Here is a 20,980-nt window from a genome sequence, read left to right as displayed (position 1 = left end):
AGTAAAGAGGAAACCATGACAAGTCATCTGAATACATCATTGCTACGCCAACAGGCTTATATCAACGGTCAATGGGTTGATGCGGAAAATAAAAAGACCTTTGAAGTGACCAACCCCGCCAATGGTGGAGTGATTGCCAATGTCAGTGATATGGGCGCCGCAGAAACACAATGTGCCATTGAAGCCGCCCAGAATGCGCTTCCTGCCTGGCGGGCGCAGACTGCCAAGCAACGCAGCCAAAAGCTCAAGCAATGGTTCCATCTGATGATGGAAAACCAAACCACCCTGGCCGAAATATTGAGTGCGGAACAGGGCAAATCCCACGCAGAGGCAATGGGAGAAATTGCTTACGGTGCCAGTTTTATCGAATGGTTTGCTGAAGAGGGTAAACGCATTTATGGCGAAACGATCCCTTCTCCAATGCCGGGTCGCCGCCTTGCCACCATCAAACAACCGATTGGTGTTGTTGCCGCGATTACACCGTGGAATTTCCCCAATGCGATGATCACCCGTAAAGTTGGCCCAGCATTGGCTGCGGGTTGTACGGTGGTGCTGAAACCTGCGGCTGAAACCCCGTTCTCTGCGCTGGCACTGGCAGTATTGGCAGAACAGGCAGGCATTCCGGCGGGCGTCCTGAATATCGTAACGGGGATGGATGCCAAAGCAATTGGTGAAGTGCTGACTTCAAGCCCTATCGTGCGCAAGCTCTCGTTTACCGGTTCTACTCGTGTTGGCAAGTTATTGATGGCACAAAGCGCCGATACCGTAAAAAAACTCTCCCTCGAATTAGGGGGCAATGCGCCCTTTATCGTGTTTGATGATGCTGACCTTGATGCTGCCGTAGAAGGAGCGATGGGGGCGAAGTTCCGTAACAGCGGACAAACTTGTGTCTGTGCCAATCGCATACTGGTACAGGAAGGCATTTACGACGCTTTCGCAGAACGTCTGACGCAAGCAGTAAAACAACTTCAAGTCGGCCCGGCCAGTGACAGAACATCACAACAAGGGCCGCTGATTAATCAAGCCGCAGTGGATAAAGTACAGGCACATATCAGCGAAGCTGTTTCCAAAGGAGCACGTATTCTGGCAGGTGGCAAATCCCACGCACTGGGTGGCCTGTTCTTTGAGCCAACGGTACTGGCTGATGTCACGGAATCCATGCAAGTCGCCCACGAAGAAACATTCGGCCCACTGGCACCACTGTTCAAGTTCCGTGATGAAAACGAAGCCATTCGCATCGCCAATAATACGGAATTTGGTTTGGCCGCTTATTTCTATTCCCGCGACATTGGCCGGATTTACCGCGTGGCGGAAGCGCTGGAGAGCGGCATGGTGGGCATCAATGAGGGTTTGATCTCCAACGAAATCGCCCCATTTGGCGGTATCAAACAATCGGGACTGGGACGTGAGGGGTCACGTTACGGTATCGAAGATTATCTGGAAGTGAAATACCTCTGTTTCGGAGGCTTAGAAGCTAAAGGAGCTTAATACCCTATGCTACAGCAAGAAGTCGTATCACAGGTTGCACGCCGTTTACATCAGGCAGAAAGAAACTGTGAGCAGATCCGCCAAATCTCACTGGATTTTCCAGAGATGACGATTGAGGACGCTTACGCCATTCAGCGCGAATGGGTAGATATGAAAATCACGGAAGGCCGGGTTCTCAAGGGACATAAGATCGGCCTGACATCTAAGGCCATGCAAGCCAGTTCACAGATTGATGAACCGGATTATGGTGCTCTGCTGGATGATATGTTTTTTCAAGACGGCGGTGACATTCCTTGCAAACGCTTTATAGTACCGCGCCTTGAGGTCGAGCTGGCCTTCGTGCTGGCAAAACCACTGCGTGGCCCAAACTGTACACTGTTTGATGTTTATAACGCGACAGATTACGTCATTCCGGCGCTGGAACTGATCGATGCTCGCTGTCACAACATCGATCCTGACACTCAGCGCCCGCGTAAGGTGTTCGATACGATTTCTGACAATGCCGCCAATGGCGGTGTCATTATGGGCGGTCGCCCGATCAAGCCAGATGAACTGGATCTGCGCTGGGTCAGTGCCCTGCTCTATCGCAATGGTGTGATTGAAGAATCCGGCGTGGCGGCAGCAGTTCTCAATCACCCGGCCAATGGTGTGGCGTGGCTTGCCAATAAACTGGCACCACATGGCGTTCAACTTGAAGCGGGTCAGATCATTCTGTCTGGCTCCTTCACCCGACCTGTCCCTGCACGTAAAGGTGATACCTTTCATGTAGATTATGGTGTATTGGGCTCAATCAGCTGCCACTTTGTTTAAAGTCTCCTAAGGTGAAACTATGGATCAACTAACGAATAGATTTAAACAAGTCCTAAAAGCAGGGCAGCCACAAATCGGATTATGGCTTGGGTTATGCAGTGGCTACAGCGCGGAAATTCTGGCAGGAACGGGGTTTGATTGGCTGTTGATTGACGGCGAACATGCCCCCAACGATATTTCGACTATTCTTGCCCAGTTACAGGGCATTGCCCCCTATCCAAGCCAACCTGTCGTTCGCCCAGCATGGAATGATCCGGTGATGATCAAACAATTGTTGGATATTGGTGTTCAAACATTGTTGCTCCCGATGATACAAAATGCGGAACAAGCGCATCAAGCTGTTCGAGCCACCCGTTATCCACCCTCAGGCATTCGCGGCGTGGGCAGTGCGCTGGCGCGAGCCTCTCGCTGGAATCGCATCCCTGATTATCTGTCCCGGGCCAATGACGAAATGTGTGTGTTGGTACAAGTAGAAACTCGCGAAGCCTTGCAAAATCTGCCAGAAATAGCGGCTGTCGAAGGTGTCGATGGTGTATTTATCGGCCCTGCGGATCTCAGTGCGGATATGGGGCACATGGGTAATCCGCAGCATCCTGAAGTTAAGGCAGCAATTGAACAAGCCATTGTTCAAATCAAGGCTTCGGGCAAGGCGGCTGGCATTTTGATGACCCATGTTGATGTGGCTCAACATTACCTTGATCTGGGTGCCCTGTTTGTTGCCGTGGGCGTTGATACAACGTTACTGACAGAAGCTGCCAACGCTCTGGCTGCGAGTTTCGGTAAAATTCGGGAGGAACAACGCATACCATCATCCAACGTTTATTAAATTCTCATTACTGGCAACACTACGGCCCATTATCCTACACGGCAGATGGTCATCGCGACATCTGCCATTGCAGTTGAATTTCCTAAAAACAGTTTTCTAAGAACAGGTTGCTAAAAACAGTTTGCTAAAAACAATAAAAAAGGAAACGACAATGAGCATTCCACCTGACACCATACCAAAATCAGACAGTCCACCAGAATCAAACAGTCCGGCTTCCCAACATAAAAAACTCACCGCTCAACAACAAAATGTCATCAATAAATTATTTCGGCGTCTGATCCTTTTTCTCTTTGTCCTGTTCGTGTTCTCTTTTCTGGATCGCATCAATATTGGTTTTGCTGGTTTGACGATGGGAAAAGATCTCGGCTTAACGTCCACGATGTTTGGGCTGGCGGCCACGCTGTTTTACGCCACTTATGTGATCTTCGGCATTCCCAGCAATGTGATGCTGGGTATTGTGGGCGCCCGCCGCTGGATTGCCACCATTATGGTGTTATGGGGGATCGCCTCTACCGCGACGATGTTTGCCACTGGTCCTACGAGCTTATATATCCTGCGTATGCTGGTGGGCATTGCAGAAGCAGGCTTTTTGCCGGGTATTTTGGTCTACCTGACGTATTGGTTTCCGGCCTATTATCGCGCCCGCGCCAACGCACTGTTTATGGTTGCCATGCCCGTGACGATGGCATTTGGTTCGCTGGCTTCTGGCTATATTCTGGAAATGGATGGCATCTGGAATCTGCGTGGCTGGCAGTGGTTATTTTTGCTGGAAGGCTTCCCTTCTGTTTTGCTCGGTTTTGTTGTCTGGTTCTATCTGGATGATTCTCCAGAAAAAGCCAAGTGGCTGACCCGTGAAGATAAGCAATGCCTTCAAGAGATGATAGAAAACGATAAGCTTTCGCTGGTACAACCCAATACGCATGCTCTACAAAAAACCAGCTTATGGCGCGAAGTTTTCACCCCGATTGTGTTGATGTATACCTTCGCTTATTTCTGCCTGACCAATACCCTGAGCGCCATTAATATCTGGACACCACAGATTATGCAGAGTTTCAATCAGAGCAGCAGCCACGTAGTCATCGGCATTCTGACTGCTATTCCGCAATTCTGCACAATCTTGGGCATGATTTACTGGAGCCGCCGCTCAGACCGCCTGCAAGAACGTAAAATGCACACCGCCCTGCCCTTCCTGTTTGCAGCGGCGGGCTGGGTTCTGACTTCACTGACCGATAACAGCATGGTGCAATTGCTGGGGATCATCATGGCTTCCACCGGATCGTTTACTGCTATGGCGGTCTTCTGGACTACGCCGGATCAATCCATCAGCTTGCGCGCCCGCGCCGTTGGGATTGCAGTGATCAACGCAACAGGAAATGTAGGATCGGCAGTCAGCCCGCTGCTGATCGGCTGGCTGAAAGATCAAACCGGCAGTTTCAACGCAGGACTCTATTTTGTCGCGGGATTGTTGCTCATCGGTGCATTAATGGTGTTGATAATCCCAATGAAGCATTCAAGACCACGAATAACATCATAAATGACGAGAAGAAAGGAAAAATCGATGTCTGCATCCAATATGACCAAACCCATTATTGCCAATATCGATATTAGCAAAGATTATGATGAAACACAGGGTTCGGATGATGTTCACTATCAAACTTTTGGTCGTCTGGCCGCATTCTTTGGTCGTGATATGCAGGCGCATCGCCATGACAGTTTTTTCCAACTGCATTATCTGGTGACTGGACGGATTGAACTGCAACTGGATGCTCAGCGTTATTCTGTTCAGGCACCGTTGTTTATCCTGACACCACCTTCCGTTCCCCATGCTTTTTTCACCCAAGAAGATACTGACGGCCATGTACTGACGATCCGTCAAGAATTGATAACTCCACTACTCAGCTCACTTTATCCTACTCATCGGGAATTGGTTGATATTCCTGCTCTCTGTCTTTCTGTGGCGGATAAACCCGATGAGTTAGAGACATTCAATCACTATTGGGCATTGATTAAGCGTGAATCAGTCAATCAATTTGCGGGTCGTGAGCAATCACTGGCATTTCTGGCCCAGTCCTTGTTTACTTTTTTATTGCGTAGCATTCTCCTTGACGATCATCGTTCTGGTGGGGTGAGAGGGGAATTGAAGCTGTTCCAGCGCTTTAACCAATTGGTTGATCAATATTTTCACCAACATCTTGCCGTACCGGATTATGCGGAAAAATTAGGGATTACAGAATCGCGCCTGAAAGATATGTGCCGGCGGTTTGCCAATCGCCCACCAAAGAGGTTAATATTTGATCGGCAATTGCGGGAAGCAAAACGCCTGCTGCTGTTCAGTGATAGCCCCGTGTTTGAAATCGCCTATCAGCTCGGATTTAAAGACCCTGCTTACTTTGCCCGGTTTTTTAATCGATTAGTGGGATGTTCACCGAGTGTTTGGCGAGAAAATAATTAATTATCATTATCATAGGAGAATATAGATATGACATTAGCCAGAAATATTTTTTTGGCAAGAAAAGCCATTAATTATGTGAATAAGGAAATAGGGGTATTGTCTCTGAATACAATAAACGTTGACTCATATGCAGATATTCTAACTTTGGAAGATTATCAACGTGCAATGCTGAATATGCGTCAAATTATCAATGATACTGTAGAAAGGAGGGAATTCCATCATTTTGAGAATACAGGAGAATTATCAAACAACAATATGTTATATAAAATAATTGCTCGCAGTGCCTATGCATCTAAATTTCATCTTGGTAATTGTTCAGAAAAAGCCGCCATTGCATTCTCTCGTTTAAAATTTTTAGGGGCAAGACCTCTTGATATTTTCTTATTAATTGACGAGCATCAAGCAAGAAATAATCATTCATTTGTCGTTCTAGGCAGAACGAATGGTATTCCACAGCAACCTAGTACATGGAATCATGAAGCTACGATTTGTGATGCCTGGGGTGATCAAGCTTACCCAAGTTATCTTTATGATAACCATATCTCATTTGCAGGAACATTAACCTTACTCTATCGATACAGCTAATATTCATACCAGAATTACATCAAAATAGAGAAAACAGAAAACAGAAATTCATCGATCTTTGCGAACGTAATTATAGGAAAATATAGATATGACATTAGCCAGAAATATCTTTTTAGCAAGAAGATCAATTAATTATGTGAATATAAAAGTGGGCATTATCTCTCCTAACAAATTTAATCCCGTAACAAGAGGTAATGTACATAACAGAATACAATTTGATAATGAGTTAGCATATATCCGCAGGGTTGTTTATAGTAAATTATATTTAACTTTAAGCGATAGTTTAAACAGAACAGGTTGTTTAGCCAATAACAAGCAATTTTTTAATTATTTCTCAAAAATTACTAGTGCTTACGCTACAGAGAGAAAAGTTGGTAATTGTGGAGAATTATCGTGTATTGCACTTGCTCATTTAAAATTACTAGGCGCAAAGCCTCTTGATTTTTTTGCGATAGATATGAATAATCAAAGGCAAGAAAAACATGCTTTTATCGTTATTGGTAGAACAACAGGAAATCCCATTCAACCCGCCACCTGGAATCGTGAAGCTGTCATTTGTGATCCTTGGTGCCATAAAGCCTACTCAGTACAGAACTATAGTGCTAATGTTCCTTTCCAAGGAGATTTACTTTTAGAGTATCGCTATGAATAATTTTTAGAAATAAGAGAGAAATAATTATGGCATCGCTTCCCTATAATCTGTTTTTAGCAAGAAGAGCTATAAACTATGTAAATATTTCAGTTGGTGTTATCTCACCGAATCAATTGCCAAGGCAATCAATTGGACAACAAAATAATATGCGTAGAGCCAATAGTGAATTGGATACCATACGAAAATCAATTCAAGAAAATCTAAGAGCCGTTGTTGGTAATACACACTCCAAACTCTATTATAGAAAGATGATTCTTCTAACCAGCGCAAATGCTACGGAATCTAAGCTAGGGAATTGTGGGGAAAAAGCAATAATCGCATTTTCTCATCTTAAGATGCTGGGAGTAAAGCCTCTTGATCTGTTTGATATCGATATTGATGACAGAGGAAGACAAGGCCATACCATTGTTGTAATTGGCCGAGTCGCCGGAAATGAAACAGAACCCAGTACATGGAATCATGAGTCTGTGGTTTGTGATCCTTGGAGTAATCAGGTTTATCCAAGCAGCGCTTATGGCAGAAAAACCCCATTCATAGGCGAATTAATCTTACGCTATCGTTATGGGGAAAACATATCTAGAAATAATTGCACTATGTTATAGAAAATAAAGATATAGAAAATAAAGTTATAGAAAATAAAGATATCATAATAATAAAAACAGACAGTTGATCACATTTATACAATAAAGCTCCTGACTTTACCGAAAAGTACCCGAAAACCTTCTAATTATCTCTTCAATAAAATCCCCTTAGTGCTTCAATCAATCAAGACAAAGAAACATTAAATTAACATTTAATCCCCATATAAATAACAAGGTCAAATAGGGGGATTATGTCAATGATGAGGTAGCCATGAAACTAGAAGATTTGCGTGCCGACCATAAACGCCCCTTTACCAGCAAAGAGTATCTGAATTCACTTCAGGATGGCCGGGAAATTTATATCTACGGTGAGCGAGTAAAGGACGTCACAACACATCCAGCTTTTCGTAATGCGGCTGCCTCTATTGGTCAGTTATATGATGCCCTGCATTCTCCAGAAACCCACGATACTCTCTGCTGGAATACTGATACCGGCAATGGAGGCTACACACATAAATTCTTCCGCTTTGCCACCAGCTCAGATGATATTCGCCAACAACGCGATGCCATTGCTGAATGGTCACGCCAGAATTACGGTTGGATGGGACGATCGCCAGATTATAAGGCCGCGTTCTGCTGTTCATTAGGCGCTTATCCTGAGTATTACGGGCAATTCGCCGATAATGCCCGTCTCTGGTATAAACGTATTCAGGAAAGTTGCATTTACTTCAATCATGCGATTGTTAACCCGCCGATTGATCGCCATAAGCCGGCAGATCAGGTTAAAGATGTTTTTATCCAGATAGAAAAAGAGACGGATGCCGGGATTATCGTTAGTGGTGCCAAAGTTGTGGCAACCAATTCAGCGCTGACTCACTATAATTTTATCGGTTTTGGCTCTGCGCAGGTGATGGGCGATAATCCCGACTTTGCCCTGATGTTTGTTGCACCAATGGATGCCGATGGCGTGAAATTAATCTCTCGCGCCTCTTATGAATTAGTGGCTGGTGCAACCGGCTCTCCTTTCGATTATCCTCTTTCCAGTCGGTTTGATGAAAATGACGCCATTCTGGTCATGGATAAGGTATTAATCCCGTGGGAAAACGTGTTAATTTATCGCGATTTTGATCGCGCCCGTAATTGGGCGGTACAAAGCGGTTTTGCACGTCTGTTCCCCATGCAGGCCTGTGTGCGTCTTGCGGTGAAGCTGGATTTCATCACGGGGCTGCTGCAAAAGAGTCTTGAATGCACTGGTGTGGTGGATTTCCGCGGTGTTCAGGCCGATCTGGGCGAAGTCGTCGCATGGCGCAATCTGTTCTGGTCACTGACCGATGCCATGTGGGCAGAAGCCAAACAGTGGGAAAATGGCGCTTATCTGCCGGATACCCAAGCGATTCAGACTTATCGCGTGATGGCGCCCATGGCTTATACAAAAATCAAAAATATCATTGAAAGCAATGTCACCAGCGGCTTGATTTATTTGCCATCCAGTGTGCGTGATATGAATAATCCTGAGATCAATAAGTATCTTGAGAAATATGTTCGTGGCTCTAATGGCATTGACCATGTAGAACGAATTAAAATTTTGAAATTAATGTGGGATGCCATTGGCAGTGAATTCGGCGGTCGCCATGAATTATATGAAATCAATTATGCTGGTAGTCAGGATGAAATTCGCCTGCAATGTCTGCGTCATGCCCATGGCTCCGGCAATATGAAGAAAATGACGGAATTAGTGGATCGCTGTCTCTCTGATTATGATTTGGATGGCTGGACCCGACCCCATTTACACAATAACCGTGATATTAACCTGTTAGATAAGCTGCTGAAGTAAATCAGCAGCAGGAGGCCTATTATGTCTGTAGAAAATGAACATCGCCTGCGTTTCAGAGATGCGATGGCAAGCCTTTCCGCTGCGGTGAATATCATCACCACGGATGGCCCTGCCGGACGCTGCGGTATGACTGCAACGGCGGTGTGCTCTGTGACAGATACGCCTCCAACCCTGATGGTATGTATTAATCGCAATAGCGCCATGAATCCGGTATTTCAGGAAAATGGTCATCTGTGTGTCAATATCCTGAATCATGAACAGGAGTTGATGGCACGTCATTTTGCAGGAATGACCGATGTCAGCATGGAAGAGCGCTTCAATTGGGATATTTGGCAAACCGGCATGCAAGGGCAGCCCCTGCTGAAAGGGACGCTCGCCAATTTGGAAGGTCATATTGAGCAAGTACAGGAAATAGGTACTCACTATGTTTATCTAGTCGAAATAAAACAGATCATTGTTCGCGAAGAAGGTCATGGGCTGATTTACTTTAAGCGTGATTTTCATCCGGTGATGGATAAAAGCATGGCAACTATTGCTTAAAATAAACGCATATTTAAATAAAAATATGCTCAATACAGCTTCCTAAACATAGCCTCCTGATATGAAGGTTCTTTATCAAAGAGCCTTCATCTCCAAATTCTCATTAATATCTCTTTTCAATTGAATAGTTAAATAACTTTTCGTAATAGTGCTACATTCAGATGATGAAGATCCCTTACTCCCCGCGCAGCGAGGAGTAAGGAAGTGAATAACAATTTGAGAGTTATATTTATAATAAAAATTTAATATATAGATTTCAATAATTCCATTGTATATCCACGTTTATTTTTCCTATCACTTTTCAACCAACAATAACAAACAACAAGCGTAATAGGACAAATGGCAATCAATTTGATTTATTTACGAGCACGCAACCCTCACATTAATAATTTTTGACATTCATTTAGTGAATATTCTGCCAAATATGGTATTACTTTTCCTCATTAGTGTGATCAACCGTTGAGAAGATAACATACTAGTATATTAACCTCCCTAGCTTCACGATCACCTTGAATAAACAAACAAAATCACAACCTATGCGATACATCATGTTGCAATAATGCTAACAACAGTATAATTATCTGGATGTATTGCCATCGAAATATAGCTATATAGAGGCATTCATTATGAGTAAAACCGCTCCAGTCGGTTTATGGGATCAACCAAAACCCTTTTTCATGATCTTTTTTGTGGAACTGTGGGAACGATTTGGTTACTACGGCGTTCAGGGCATTCTTGCCGTTTACTTCGTCCAACAACTTGGATTTTCTGAAGAACAATCTTTTATTACCTTCGGCGCGTTTACCGCATTGGTCTATGGCCTGATTTCTGTTGGGGGCTATGTTGGTGATCACATACTCGGGACTAAACGAACCCTCGTTTTGGGCGCGATTATCATGGCAATCGGCTATTTCATGATTGGCCTGTCTATCATGAAGCCAGAACTGATTTTTTATGCACTGGGTACTGTTGCTGTCGGTAATGGTCTTTTCAAGGCCAACCCTGCCAGCCTGCTGGCTAAATGTTATGAACCACAAGATCCCCGTCTGGATGGCGCATTCACGCTGTTTTATATGTCCATCAATATCGGTTCTCTGGTATCCCTCTCTCTCGCCCCTGTGATTGCTGAAAAATATGGCTATACCACCACTTACAATATCTGTGGTATCGGCCTGATCATCGCCCTGCTGGTGTATTTCGCCTGCCGCCGCATAGTCCATAACGTCGGTTCGGTGCCAGATCATCACCCACTTAAACCGCTCAACCTGCTGGCCGTTCTGGTGGGTAGTGTAGCCATGATTGGCATCTGTGCATGGCTATTGCACAACATCAAGATTGCCAATATCGCCTTGTTCGCCATTACTACCATCGTAGTGCTGATTTTCTTCTGGCAAGCGTTCAAACAAAATAAAGCAAGCCGCAATAAAATGTTTGTGGCTTTTATTCTGATGCTTCAGGCGGTTGTGTTCTTCATCCTGTATAACCAGATGCCAACTTCCCTCAACTTCTTCGCCATCAACAACGTTCATCACCAGATCCTTGGTTTTAATGTCAACCCCATCAGTTTCCAAGCACTAAACCCACTCTGGATAATCATCGTCAGTCCAATACTGGCCGTGGTGTACACCAAGCTAGGTGCCAAAGGCAAAGATTTCTCCATGCCGGCAAAATTCACCTTCGGCATGTTCCTGTGCTCTCTGGGCTTCCTGACAGCAGCCGCTTCAGGTTTGTTTGCTGATGCTCAAGGCATTACTTCCCCGTGGTTTATCGTGCTGGTGTATCTGTTCCAAAGCGTGGGAGAATTGATGATTAGCGCCTTAGGTCTGGCAATGGTGGCTGCATTTGTTCCCAGCTACCTGACTGGCTTTATTCTGGGAATGTGGTTCTTGTCACAAGCTGTGGCATCGATGTTGGCGAGTCATGTGGCAGCATTGACTGCCACACCAGCAGGCGTGACTGATCCCTTGCAAACCCTGCCAATTTATACGAGTGTGTTTAGTAAAATCGGCGTCGCCACGCTGATTGTTGCCGTGGTTATGGCCTGTATGGTGCCGTGGCTGAACCGCATTATGAAAGAGGACGTGAAGGCTTAATTAGCCTGATTCTGATTAATTAAAAAGTTTCTCCGCTCATTGGTCATTCAGATCACGGGCGGAAATCTTTTCTAAAACAGGCGGATTCGACCAATAAGTGCAATTTTTCAGATAGTTAAGCAGCCCGTTTGAATAGAGAATGTCCATAAAATGAACATTCATCTTATTTGGCTCTCAACTTTTTAATTTTTCGATGACAGAATGCGCCAATTCCGGAGAATTTGCTGATAATAAGCAACTGCTTTGAATCAAATTGTCTGTATTACCGTATAGATCCATCACTGTCATCCCCGCCTCTTTCAGACAAACTATCAAAGCTGCACTATCCCATGGTTTCATAATCGTATCTATCGCTAAATCAACCTTACCTCGGGCTACACTTAAATGCTGAATACAGTCGCCCGAAAACTTGAATGACTTAGCAATCTTTATTATTTCAATGAGCTTCCAAGGGGTAGCGCCATTCTCCAGCCACGTTGACGTTCCATGTATGCCAGATGCAGTAATAGTGGCTGCACCTATAGATTTAGATGACTCGGTATTGAGCAACTTTACATCATTGTAGCTATCTGTGTAAAAACACCCCTCTCCTTTGGCTGCATACATCAGTTGATTTAAACCAGGAATTGCAACCGTTCCTAATATCGGCTCATTATTTTCAATCAGAGCAATTAAAGAGCCATATACAGGAATATCCAGTTTAAACCATGAGGTTCCATCTATCGGATCTATTAACCAAAAACGCTCAACTCCGTCAAAACCTTCTGGACTCAACTCTTCTCCATAAACGGGAATGTTTGGAGTAAGCTGCATCAAAGAGTCTCGAATATACTCCTCCGCTAAAACGTCAATATTACTAATAACGCTATGATCCAATTTTTCACTGAACTGTGCATCTGATTTGTTTTTTTCAATCACATTAGAAGCTGATATTGCTACATTTCTAACTAGTGGTAATAGTGCTGCTAAATTAAGTTCGCTGTTCATGTTCCACCTTTGACCTGTTCAAAAATATGTTTAAACAAAGCACACAAATCAGTGATGCATAGATGAACATCCTTCCATTAGAAAGTGTTTGATTAAATAACATTATTGCTAAAATGCTACCGGTTATCGGAGATACGAATTGGTACAAAGAAATGTATCTAAATTCAACCAATTTACTACCTGTAATAAACAGCACAAGTGGCAGGCATGTCAAAACGCCCAGAATAGGGAGCAATAGCACTTGAGTTGAGCTAACCTCTAAATTTACTTCAAATAAAAGGAATAAGAATGCCAGCGGCATCATTAAGAATGTCTCATTCTTCAAAGCTGATAGCGGTTCAAACCCCTTTTTTCGATGCCAAAGAGCATATAGCGTAAAAGCCGTCGCGATCAACAAGCCTGAGATAGGTAGAACCTCATTCATCATTGCATCGATAGCTATGATAGATACAGCTACGATAGCACAGGCTTTTACAAGGAAAGTCGTTTTACTCTTGTTGGTGATGCTATCCACAATCAGAAATAAAACTGGCATTATCAAATAGGCATAACTTGCCTCTAAAACGAAACCATTCTGCACTGTAATAGCATAAATCCCCCAGTTCGCAGAAAGAAACAGGGCTGATGGAATATATGACAATAGCTTCTTCTTAGTGATTGTCTCTCTTTTTGTAAAAATAGAGAGAACTATCCATGTTGTAATTATCTGCATAGATAACATAAATAGAGGAGAAACATTAGTAAAAAAATAGAAGTATAAAGGCAGTCCACCCCATATTAGATTTGCTACCAACAATTTTAAATGTGGCATTAAGCAGCGCTCTTAAACAGTAAATTCGTCTTACTCACCATTCGTAAAATTGCGGCATCATCAGTAATTCCGCTTACTTCAGATACAGGAACCCATGAAAGCTGCAATGATTCAGGAGAGCAAACAATTTCAGCCTCTTTAGGTGCAACGAAACACATAGAAATATCATAATGAGGGTGCTCTGGCATTGAACTGTTTTCGGGAATTGGGTGCACATCAACATCGATTATGAAAGCATCTGCTTTAGACAAACCAACAATACCACTCTCCTCAGTAGCCTCACGAACACATGCGTCTAAAAAAGTGCGGTCAGTTGACTCAATATGTCCACCCAGTTGGAACCACTTTCCTAATTTCGCATGCTTAGTCAATAAAACTTTGCTCTTGTCATGCGATAAAATCCAAGCTGACGCTGTGAAATGACCGACAATATTTTTACTATCAAATGGCTGACTGATGTCAAGCAGAGTCATCATTTCATCAATGTGCAGTAATTCAATTGCATGCTCAGTAGAATAGTTAGCTAATAGTTTTTTTATTTCTTGTTTCATTATGTTACCCATATTATTTTTTATATTAAAGCGCGCTTTTCCACTGTGTGACGGAATCGAAAATTAATTGACCCATTTTATCTTTATTTACACTCTGATGCGCCAAACTAATAAATGAATTATGACCAAGCATAATTAACAGCCCATGATCTACCAACTGCATTTTAAGTGAATTTCGCACACTGAAATCATTAACAATTTCATCTGAAAACATAATATCAAAAAGAGAACCACTAAATAATGATTTAGCTTCTAGTAGATGGTTAACACCAGCTTGCAAAAAAGCATCATTTATTGTGTTTACAAGAGTATATCCTGTTGAAGAGATTATACTATATCCATCTTTCTTAGACATAATATCAGCAACAGCAATAACTGCTGCCGCAGAAAGTGTTTCTTTTGTATGAGTTCCACCGATACGTGATTCTTTATAAATATCAATGCCTTCTGGCTTTCCCATTAATATAGAAATTGGCAAACCATTACCAATGGCTTTACCCATCACAATATAATCACTGTCAATATTATAGTTAGATAAAAAACCACCTGCATTAGTTCTACCCGCAGTTTTTGTTTCGTCCAACAAAATTTTGATCCCATAGGCTTTACAAAGTGAGATCGCTTTTTCTAATACGTTAATTTCGCAGAATGCTAATTGGTATACATCAATTGCAAAGATAGCAATCTCATTACCATTAGCTTTAAGTGTATCCTCAAGTGAATCTATTGAAAAATCGATCCAGTTCAATACTTTTTCTTCACCTTCAACACCGCGCATACCGTTTAGGTATCTCAGTTCAGTTCTCTTTTCACTGCCAATTCGCTCATGCCAGCTCGGAGATTTATATAACTGAGAATCATGCCATCCAAGAAAACCACAACGAAGAATCTTAGTTCTCTTAGTGTCGAGCATTGCACAGCGAAATGCTCCCGTAACAGCTTCTGAACTCGTTTTAAAAATTGATACTACCTTATGAGCCGGGTATATAGTTTCGAAAACTTCAGCCACTTGTGAATGAATGGCACCAAATCCAGGAAATGAAAGCCCTTTATTAAGCGCAGCCGTGAGTACATCATTGAATGTTCTATCAGCATGACCCAAAATCACCGGGCCAATACCTAAGATAAAATCCATGTACTCTTTTGAATTTTGATCATAAATATTATGGCCAACACCTGATGTAAAAAGAATCGGATTACCATTTAGGTCAAAATAACGATCACTTCCAACTAATGGGGACATTTACTTTTCCTTTATTATTAAACAATTGCAACATGGTCAATTTGTGGATTTCTATTTAGCTTGCGCCATGCGTCTTGACTAAACCCATACATACGTAGCAGCCATCGATCAGTTCCGTCATACTTTGCCGCGTGCGTAAGAGATTCTCTTCCATGAAGAGTAATCCTATTGTTAACGATGAAAATATCACCAGGCTCTAAAACAACCTTATCTGTGAATTTAGGGTTATTAAGGTGTTTCTCTAGCTCTGACAATGCGTTAGATGCTCTATCTGTTAATCCCACTAATTTGGAAGAACTATATCTCATACACAGCTTACCGTTGATCTCAGATATAACGCTGATATTCTCTAAATCGAAGTTGTAGTCGAAACTAGATTGGCTTTTTGCTGAATATTCAGGCTTACAAAGTTGTTGGATTACCGAGTACGGTAGGTGATCTAACATATCAGATAAATACCAAGTCGTTGTACCCGCTCCGTCAGGATTTCTAAGGCAACACAATCCAAAAATTTCAGGTGAAATAAGATTATTACCTATATTTTGAGGGAGCATTTCTGCCCATTGACCATTAACAACCTCAGTATGGGGACTTAGCTGCTTCGTTGAGCGCAATTGTGAGGCTTCCGAATTTTTAGCAGGCATTACCATGTGGGCCAACCTACCCGACATCTCGCCCTCATAGCTGGCAACTTTGTGACCAGTGATTGATATCACAGCGAGCAAAGAGGATGCTGGTGCCCTCCACAAACTTGTATCTGGCGGGCAATCATTTGTCGGGGTTGGTGGTATATTTTTTGTCGAAAAACAATTTTTAAAAACTAGATAATTGTATTTTTCCTTTTCTCTAAACCAGGATATTTCGCTAAATAACTCTTTGTTTTTTGAAAGAAAACCTTTCATTTTGTCTTCAGCAAGACTGGTGACAATGTAGGGTTTCAACTCTTGACAATATAAATCGCTTACATTTTGCATCTGCAAAAATTCAGCACTGTCAAACTCAATAATAAGCCCATGACCATTTTCACTCACATAGCTACAAACTTTTAATTCAGCTAGACTCATAATCTTCCACTATATAAATAAGTTATATTTTTATGCATGAATTTGTACAAATCCACATTATAAATACTATTTATTGGATATTAACAAATCGATTGAATTGACAAATTTTTGCAGAATTCACAGGAATCGATTTATATTGTTAAGTCAAGGAGAAATTATTTTAAATTTTGTCAGTTCCATTTTAAAATAATTTAAATCCATAAAAAGTAATATATAAACACAGATATAAATATCTATGCACACTAATAAAACATTATAAGTCAGGCTAAAATTCAGAAACAGTTAATTTACAGTAATGTGTTAATAAACTCACAAAACGCACCATAAAAATTAACTTATATACCCACTCAACTTGAAAAAGCAGATTCCAATATTTGAAAGTTGTCGTTAATCCGGCCAGTGAACCTGCCCGCTTTTTCTCAAAGAACGACGGCAAAAAGTAACTACTAAACAGAGAGCCATGTTACAAACTTTGAACGATATTATCCTGCATATTCGCTATACCATTCTTGATCAGCGAACTCCACGCTCTTCTGACGACCACTTTTAATCAATACAGCCCCCCGCACAGTGGGCTCATCAAGCAACATGATTCACGATCCAAAGAGGAAATGTTCAATGAGCAGTTTTAACCCTACGCTTTATGACAAAACACCGATGGTAAATGTTCTTGATAACCGAAGTCTCAATATTCGGGAGATTGGTTAGAGAATTGAGGGGATTAGAAGAGATTCAGAAGATTGGTATAGCTCAAAACTAAGGCGCTGAAAAACTTTTCCCCAAAATGCAAACAATGAAAGATTTGAAAGGCAGTTGGATGAGCACACATGCGCTCTTCAAAAAAGAAAGGGAAAAAACGGCTCAGATTACCACTCAACTTGGACAAGGTGCTGCATTAGATATCTTTAATGCAAATGTTATTGGTTACAGGAAGACAAATAAACAATCAACTTCACCGACCTGATTTAAACCGTAGATTAGATTGCACTCCATAACGGAGTGCAATCTAAAAACCTACTACTATCTATACTAGTAATTATTTCAATTACAGCACATCAACCGCATTCAATTCTTTAAACGCCTGCTCCAGACGAACGATCATGGAAGTTTGAGCAGCACGCAGCCAAACGCGTGGATCGTAGAATTTTTTGTTAGGTTTGTCTGCGCCTTCTGGGTTACCCAGCTGGCCTTGCAGGTAGCCTTCGTTCTTTTTGTAGTAGTTCAGAATACCTTCCCAAGTTGCCCACTGGGTATCGGTGTCGATATTCATTTTCACTACGCCGTAGCTGACTGCTTCCTGAATCTCTTCTGCGGTAGAACCGGAGCCACCGTGGAAGACGAAATCCAAACTGTTGTGTGGCAGGTTAAATTTCTCAGAAACGTAGTCCTGTGAGTTACGCAGAATTTTTGGTGTCAGTTTAACGTTGCCTGGTTTGTATACACCATGAACGTTACCGAAAGAAGCTGCGATGGTGAAACGTGGGCTGATCGCATTCAGTTTTTCATGCGCGTAAGCCACGTCTTCTGGCTGAGTGTACAGGGAAGAACTGTCCAGATGGCTGTTATCAACGCCGTCTTCTTCACCACCAGTACAACCCAGTTCGATTTCCAGCGTCATGTCGATTTTTGCCATGCGTGCCAGATATTGGCTGCAAATCTCGATATTTTCTTCCAGTGATTCTTCTGACAGATCGATCATGTGGGAAGAGAACAGTGGCTTGCCGGTCTGCGCATAGTGTTTTTCACCCGCGTCCAGCAGGCCATCGATCCATGGCAGCAGTTTACGTGCGCAGTGGTCAGTATGCAGGATCACAGGTACGCCGTAATGTTCTGCCATCTGGTGAACGTGGTGAGCGCCAGAAATAGAACCCAGAATCGCTGTCTGCTGGCCTTCTGCTTTCAGACCCTTACCTGCCACGAAAGACGCACCGCCGTTGGAAAACTGGATAATGACCGGAGCACGTACTTTTGCCGCCGTTTCCAACACTGCGTTGATGGAATCAGTACCAACGCAGTTAACCGCAGGCAACGCGAAGTTGTTTTCTTTAGCGATGGCAAAGACTTTTTGAACATCATCACCAGTGATGACACCCGGTTTTACGAAATCAAAAATTTTAGACATGTTACGTGGTCCTGTATTGACATTGAACAGGCAGTCCATGCTGCCCGTTATCACAACTTATTATCCTAGGTACTAGTTACTGTTAGCACGTTCTTCCAACATCACAACGGCTGGCAGTTTTTTGCCTTCAACGAACTCAAGGAAAGCACCGCCGCCAGTAGAGATGTAAGAGATCTTGTCAGCAATTCCGAACAGGTCGATTGCCGCCAAAGTGTCACCGCCACCTGCGATAGAGAATGCATCACTCTCAGCAATCGCTCGGGCGACAATTTCAGTTCCTTTACGGAAATTAGGGAATTCGAAGACACCCACAGGGCCATTCCACAGAATGGTTTTAGCCTCTTTCAGAATTTCAGCCAGACGTTCAGCAGAAGCATCGCCTAAATCAAGGATCTGCTCTTCGTCTTTAATTTCGCTGGTAGATTTCAGAGTCGCTTCCGCAGTTTCAGAGAATTCAGTCGCAACACGAACATCGTTAGGAACTGGGATATCACAAGTTTCCAGTAGTTTTTTCGCTTCTGGGATCAGATCATCTTCGTACAGGGAACGACCAACGTTATGCCCTTCTGCGGCAACGAAAGTATTGGCAATACCACCACCTACGATAAGCTGATCGGCAATTTTGGACAATGAATCAAGAACCGTCAGTTTGGTTGAGACTTTAGAACCACCCACAATCGCCACCATTGGGCGAGCTGGGTTACGCAGTGCTTTCCCCAAGGCTTCCAATTCACCAGACAACAACGGGCCAGCACAAGCGATCGGCGCAAATTTCGCAACGCCGTGAGTTGACGCTTGAGCACGGTGGGCTGTACCAAAGGCATCCATTACATACACATCACACAATGCTGCATATTGCTTCGATAACGTTTCATCGTCTTTTTTCTCACCTTTGTTGAAGCGAACGTTTTCCAGAACAACTAATTCGCCTTCCACCACTTCAACACCATCCAGATAATTTTTTTCCAGACGAACAGAAGAAGAAAGTTTTTCTTTCAGGTAATCAACGACAGGTTGCAGTGAAAACTCTTCGTTGTACTCTCCCTCAGTCGGGCGTCCCAGGTGAGAAGTAACCATGACTTTGGCTCCCTGATTCAACGCAGCCTCAATCGTCGGCAAGGACGCACGGATACGTGCATCAGAGGTAACTTGGCCATCTTTTACAGGCACATTCAAATCAGCACGGATCAGTACGCGTTTACCCGCCAGATCTAAATCAGTCATCTTAATTACAGACATGGTGAATCCTCTCATTGATTCTCTATAAAATTACTCAATCTTCGGCTGTGTGCCGTTTGTGACACAGCAAATGATTATTTGAAACCGGTTGCGGCCATTGCCAGCGTCGTATCAATCATGCGATTGGCAAAGCCCCACTCATTATCACACCACACGAGGGTTTTGATCAGGTGATGTCCGCTGACCCTCGTTTGTGTACCGTCCACAATGGCACTGTGGGGATCGTGGTTAAAATCCGTTGAAACCAACGGCAAATCAGTATAATCCACTATACCATGAAACTCTCTGACCGCTGATTCTTGCAGAAGCTGGTTCACATCCGCAACGCTTACTGCGGCGCGGACTGTCACGCTCAAGTCAATCGCTGTCACGTTGATGGTGGGCACTCGCACAGAAATTGCCTCAAACCGATCACTAAATTTGGGGAAAACTCGTGAGATCCCCGCAGCCAGTTTTGTATCGACAGGAATGATGGATTGGCTGGCCGCTCGGGTTCGACGTAAGTCACGGTGATAAGCATCAATCACTGGCTGATCATTCATGGATGCGTGGATGGTTGTCACCGTACCAGATTCAATATTGAACGCATCATCCAACACTTTAATGATCGGAATGATGCAGTTTGTTGTACAGGATGCATTGGAAACAATGCAATCTTCCGCAACCAATAAATGGTGATTGACACCATATACCACGGTTGCATCCAGATTATTTCCTCCCGGATGAGAAAACAAAACTTTTTTGGCACCGCTGGCGATATGAGATTCTCCATCCGCCCGCTCACCATACTTACCCGTACAGTCAAGCACGATATCAATGCCCAATTCTTTCCACGGCAGGGATGAGATATCTGATTGATGAAACAGACGAACGCTGTCATCTCCTACTTGCAATAAATCATTATTCAGACGTACATCCCATGCAAAACGCCCATGACTGGAATCGTATTTCAATAAGTGTGCGATGCCTTCCGCATCCGCCAGCTCATTGATAGCGATCACTGAAATTTCAGCCCGACGCCCGGATTCGTAAAGAGCACGCAAGACACTGCGCCCTATTCTCCCAAAACCGTTAATCGCTACCTTGATTGTCATGTTACTCC

Annotated in this window: 20 protein-coding genes; 12 read left to right on the top strand and 8 right to left on the bottom strand. The window is 43.3% G+C overall.

Annotated elements, in window-relative coordinates; genetic code table 11:
- The first annotated feature begins 15 nt into the window (after positions 1–15).
- From H8A87_RS13040 to dtpB, 11 genes are all read left to right on the top strand, one after another.
- Entirely contained in the window at positions 16–1,488 is a 1,473-nt protein-coding gene (locus tag H8A87_RS13040; RefSeq protein ID WP_198690381.1) for an NAD-dependent succinate-semialdehyde dehydrogenase, read from the top strand.
- 6 nt (positions 1,489–1,494) lie between these two features.
- Positions 1,495–2,298, top strand: coding sequence for a 2-oxo-hept-4-ene-1,7-dioate hydratase (gene hpaH / locus H8A87_RS13035; RefSeq protein ID WP_198690380.1), 804 nt, complete (start codon positions 1,495–1,497; stop codon positions 2,296–2,298).
- A gap of 19 nt (positions 2,299–2,317) precedes the next feature.
- The gene (gene hpaI / locus H8A87_RS13030; RefSeq protein ID WP_198690379.1) at positions 2,318–3,124 is read left to right on the top strand and encodes a 4-hydroxy-2-oxoheptanedioate aldolase; all 807 of its coding nucleotides are present in this window, start codon (positions 2,318–2,320) and stop codon (positions 3,122–3,124) included.
- 151 nt (positions 3,125–3,275) lie between these two features.
- On the top strand, positions 3,276–4,658 hold the full coding sequence (gene hpaX / locus H8A87_RS13025) for a 4-hydroxyphenylacetate permease (RefSeq protein WP_198690378.1): 1,383 nt from the start codon (positions 3,276–3,278) through the stop codon (positions 4,656–4,658).
- Positions 4,659–4,682: 24 nt separating this feature from the next.
- Positions 4,683–5,576 (top strand): 4-hydroxyphenylacetate catabolism regulatory protein HpaA, encoded by an 894-nt coding sequence (gene hpaA / locus H8A87_RS13020; protein ID WP_198690377.1) that lies wholly within the window; start codon positions 4,683–4,685, stop codon positions 5,574–5,576.
- Positions 5,577–5,603: 27 nt separating this feature from the next.
- Complete coding sequence (locus tag H8A87_RS13015) at positions 5,604–6,161, top strand: hypothetical protein (protein ID WP_198690376.1); 558 nt, start codon at positions 5,604–5,606, stop codon at positions 6,159–6,161.
- Between the two features lie 88 nt (positions 6,162–6,249).
- The gene (locus tag H8A87_RS13010; RefSeq protein ID WP_198690375.1) at positions 6,250–6,813 is read left to right on the top strand and encodes a hypothetical protein; all 564 of its coding nucleotides are present in this window, start codon (positions 6,250–6,252) and stop codon (positions 6,811–6,813) included.
- A 26-nt stretch (positions 6,814–6,839) separates the two neighbouring features.
- On the top strand, positions 6,840–7,415 hold the full coding sequence (locus tag H8A87_RS13005) for a hypothetical protein (RefSeq protein WP_198690374.1): 576 nt from the start codon (positions 6,840–6,842) through the stop codon (positions 7,413–7,415).
- A 250-nt stretch (positions 7,416–7,665) separates the two neighbouring features.
- Positions 7,666–9,228, top strand: a complete 1,563-nt coding sequence (gene hpaB, locus H8A87_RS13000) for a 4-hydroxyphenylacetate 3-monooxygenase, oxygenase component (RefSeq protein WP_198690373.1) — start codon at positions 7,666–7,668, stop codon at positions 9,226–9,228.
- Between the two features lie 21 nt (positions 9,229–9,249).
- Positions 9,250–9,768 carry a 4-hydroxyphenylacetate 3-monooxygenase, reductase component gene (gene hpaC / locus H8A87_RS12995; protein ID WP_198690372.1) on the top strand — a complete coding sequence of 173 codons (519 nt, stop codon included), beginning with the start codon at positions 9,250–9,252 and terminating at the stop codon, positions 9,766–9,768.
- A gap of 626 nt (positions 9,769–10,394) precedes the next feature.
- Positions 10,395–11,861: a dipeptide/tripeptide permease DtpB gene (gene dtpB, locus H8A87_RS12990; protein WP_198690371.1), complete on the top strand. Its 1,467-nt coding sequence runs from the start codon at positions 10,395–10,397 to the stop codon at positions 11,859–11,861.
- 174 nt (positions 11,862–12,035) lie between these two features.
- Here dtpB and H8A87_RS12985 read toward each other — a convergent pair whose 3' ends face one another.
- Genes H8A87_RS12985 through H8A87_RS12965 form a run of 5 tightly spaced genes read right to left on the bottom strand, consistent with a single transcriptional unit; the run spans position 12,036 to position 16,517 of the window.
- Entirely contained in the window at positions 12,036–12,848 is an 813-nt protein-coding gene (locus H8A87_RS12985; RefSeq protein ID WP_198690370.1) for an inositol monophosphatase family protein, read from the bottom strand.
- Positions 12,832–13,659: an EamA family transporter gene (locus H8A87_RS12980; RefSeq protein ID WP_198690369.1), complete on the bottom strand. Its 828-nt coding sequence runs from the start codon at positions 13,657–13,659 to the stop codon at positions 12,832–12,834. The genes H8A87_RS12985 and H8A87_RS12980 overlap by 17 nt, the downstream gene beginning before the upstream one ends.
- Positions 13,659–14,210 carry an NUDIX hydrolase gene (locus H8A87_RS12975; protein ID WP_198690368.1) on the bottom strand — a complete coding sequence of 184 codons (552 nt, stop codon included), beginning with the start codon at positions 14,208–14,210 and terminating at the stop codon, positions 13,659–13,661. The genes H8A87_RS12980 and H8A87_RS12975 overlap by 1 nt, the downstream gene beginning before the upstream one ends.
- 25 nt (positions 14,211–14,235) lie before the next feature.
- Complete coding sequence (locus H8A87_RS12970; protein WP_198690367.1) at positions 14,236–15,453, bottom strand: aminotransferase class III-fold pyridoxal phosphate-dependent enzyme; 1,218 nt, start codon at positions 15,451–15,453, stop codon at positions 14,236–14,238.
- A gap of 17 nt (positions 15,454–15,470) precedes the next feature.
- Positions 15,471–16,517 (bottom strand): TauD/TfdA family dioxygenase, encoded by a 1,047-nt coding sequence (locus tag H8A87_RS12965; RefSeq protein WP_198690366.1) that lies wholly within the window; start codon positions 16,515–16,517, stop codon positions 15,471–15,473.
- A 793-nt stretch (positions 16,518–17,310) separates the two neighbouring features.
- Here H8A87_RS12965 and H8A87_RS12960 point away from each other — a divergent pair.
- The gene (locus tag H8A87_RS12960) at positions 17,311–17,481 is read left to right on the top strand and encodes a hypothetical protein (protein WP_198690365.1); all 171 of its coding nucleotides are present in this window, start codon (positions 17,311–17,313) and stop codon (positions 17,479–17,481) included.
- 81 nt (positions 17,482–17,562) lie between these two features.
- Here H8A87_RS12960 and fbaA read toward each other — a convergent pair whose 3' ends face one another.
- From fbaA to epd, 3 genes are all read right to left on the bottom strand, one after another.
- Positions 17,563–18,639 (bottom strand): class II fructose-bisphosphate aldolase, encoded by a 1,077-nt coding sequence (fbaA, locus tag H8A87_RS12955; RefSeq protein ID WP_198690364.1) that lies wholly within the window; start codon positions 18,637–18,639, stop codon positions 17,563–17,565.
- A 72-nt stretch (positions 18,640–18,711) separates the two neighbouring features.
- Positions 18,712–19,878 (bottom strand): phosphoglycerate kinase, encoded by a 1,167-nt coding sequence (gene pgk, locus H8A87_RS12950; protein ID WP_198690363.1) that lies wholly within the window; start codon positions 19,876–19,878, stop codon positions 18,712–18,714.
- 74 nt (positions 19,879–19,952) lie between these two features.
- Positions 19,953–20,972, bottom strand: coding sequence for an erythrose-4-phosphate dehydrogenase (gene epd, locus H8A87_RS12945; protein WP_198690362.1), 1,020 nt, complete (start codon positions 20,970–20,972; stop codon positions 19,953–19,955).
- Between the last annotated feature and the right edge of the window lie 8 nt (positions 20,973–20,980).

Source organism: Xenorhabdus lircayensis (assembly GCF_016306625.1).
GTDB lineage: Bacteria > Pseudomonadota > Gammaproteobacteria > Enterobacterales > Enterobacteriaceae > Xenorhabdus > Xenorhabdus lircayensis.
Note: the sequence above shows the minus strand (reverse complement) of the source record. Positions and strands in the feature narration are given on the sequence as shown.

Bases quoted from the DNA above. Each gene is read 5' to 3' on its own strand.
- H8A87_RS13040 (WP_198690381.1), top strand. From the start codon at position 16: ATGACAAGTCATCTGAATACATCATTGCTACGCCAACAGGCTTATATC.
- hpaH (WP_198690380.1), top strand. From the start codon at position 1,495: ATGCTACAGCAAGAAGTCGTATCACAGGTTGCACGCCGTTTACATCAG.
- hpaI (WP_198690379.1), top strand. From the start codon at position 2,318: ATGGATCAACTAACGAATAGATTTAAACAAGTCCTAAAAGCAGGGCAG.
- hpaX (WP_198690378.1), top strand. From the start codon at position 3,276: ATGAGCATTCCACCTGACACCATACCAAAATCAGACAGTCCACCAGAA.
- hpaA (WP_198690377.1), top strand. From the start codon at position 4,683: ATGTCTGCATCCAATATGACCAAACCCATTATTGCCAATATCGATATT.
- H8A87_RS13015 (WP_198690376.1), top strand. From the start codon at position 5,604: ATGACATTAGCCAGAAATATTTTTTTGGCAAGAAAAGCCATTAATTAT.
- H8A87_RS13010 (WP_198690375.1), top strand. From the start codon at position 6,250: ATGACATTAGCCAGAAATATCTTTTTAGCAAGAAGATCAATTAATTAT.
- H8A87_RS13005 (WP_198690374.1), top strand. From the start codon at position 6,840: ATGGCATCGCTTCCCTATAATCTGTTTTTAGCAAGAAGAGCTATAAAC.
- hpaB (WP_198690373.1), top strand. From the start codon at position 7,666: ATGAAACTAGAAGATTTGCGTGCCGACCATAAACGCCCCTTTACCAGC.
- hpaC (WP_198690372.1), top strand. From the start codon at position 9,250: ATGTCTGTAGAAAATGAACATCGCCTGCGTTTCAGAGATGCGATGGCA.
- dtpB (WP_198690371.1), top strand. From the start codon at position 10,395: ATGAGTAAAACCGCTCCAGTCGGTTTATGGGATCAACCAAAACCCTTT.
- H8A87_RS12985 (WP_198690370.1), bottom strand. From the start codon at position 12,848: ATGAACAGCGAACTTAATTTAGCAGCACTATTACCACTAGTTAGAAAT.
- H8A87_RS12980 (WP_198690369.1), bottom strand. From the start codon at position 13,659: ATGCCACATTTAAAATTGTTGGTAGCAAATCTAATATGGGGTGGACTG.
- H8A87_RS12975 (WP_198690368.1), bottom strand. From the start codon at position 14,210: ATGAAACAAGAAATAAAAAAACTATTAGCTAACTATTCTACTGAGCAT.
- H8A87_RS12970 (WP_198690367.1), bottom strand. From the start codon at position 15,453: ATGTCCCCATTAGTTGGAAGTGATCGTTATTTTGACCTAAATGGTAAT.
- H8A87_RS12965 (WP_198690366.1), bottom strand. From the start codon at position 16,517: ATGAGTCTAGCTGAATTAAAAGTTTGTAGCTATGTGAGTGAAAATGGT.
- H8A87_RS12960 (WP_198690365.1), top strand. From the start codon at position 17,311: ATGAAAGATTTGAAAGGCAGTTGGATGAGCACACATGCGCTCTTCAAA.
- fbaA (WP_198690364.1), bottom strand. From the start codon at position 18,639: ATGTCTAAAATTTTTGATTTCGTAAAACCGGGTGTCATCACTGGTGAT.
- pgk (WP_198690363.1), bottom strand. From the start codon at position 19,878: ATGTCTGTAATTAAGATGACTGATTTAGATCTGGCGGGTAAACGCGTA.
- epd (WP_198690362.1), bottom strand. From the start codon at position 20,972: ATGACAATCAAGGTAGCGATTAACGGTTTTGGGAGAATAGGGCGCAGT.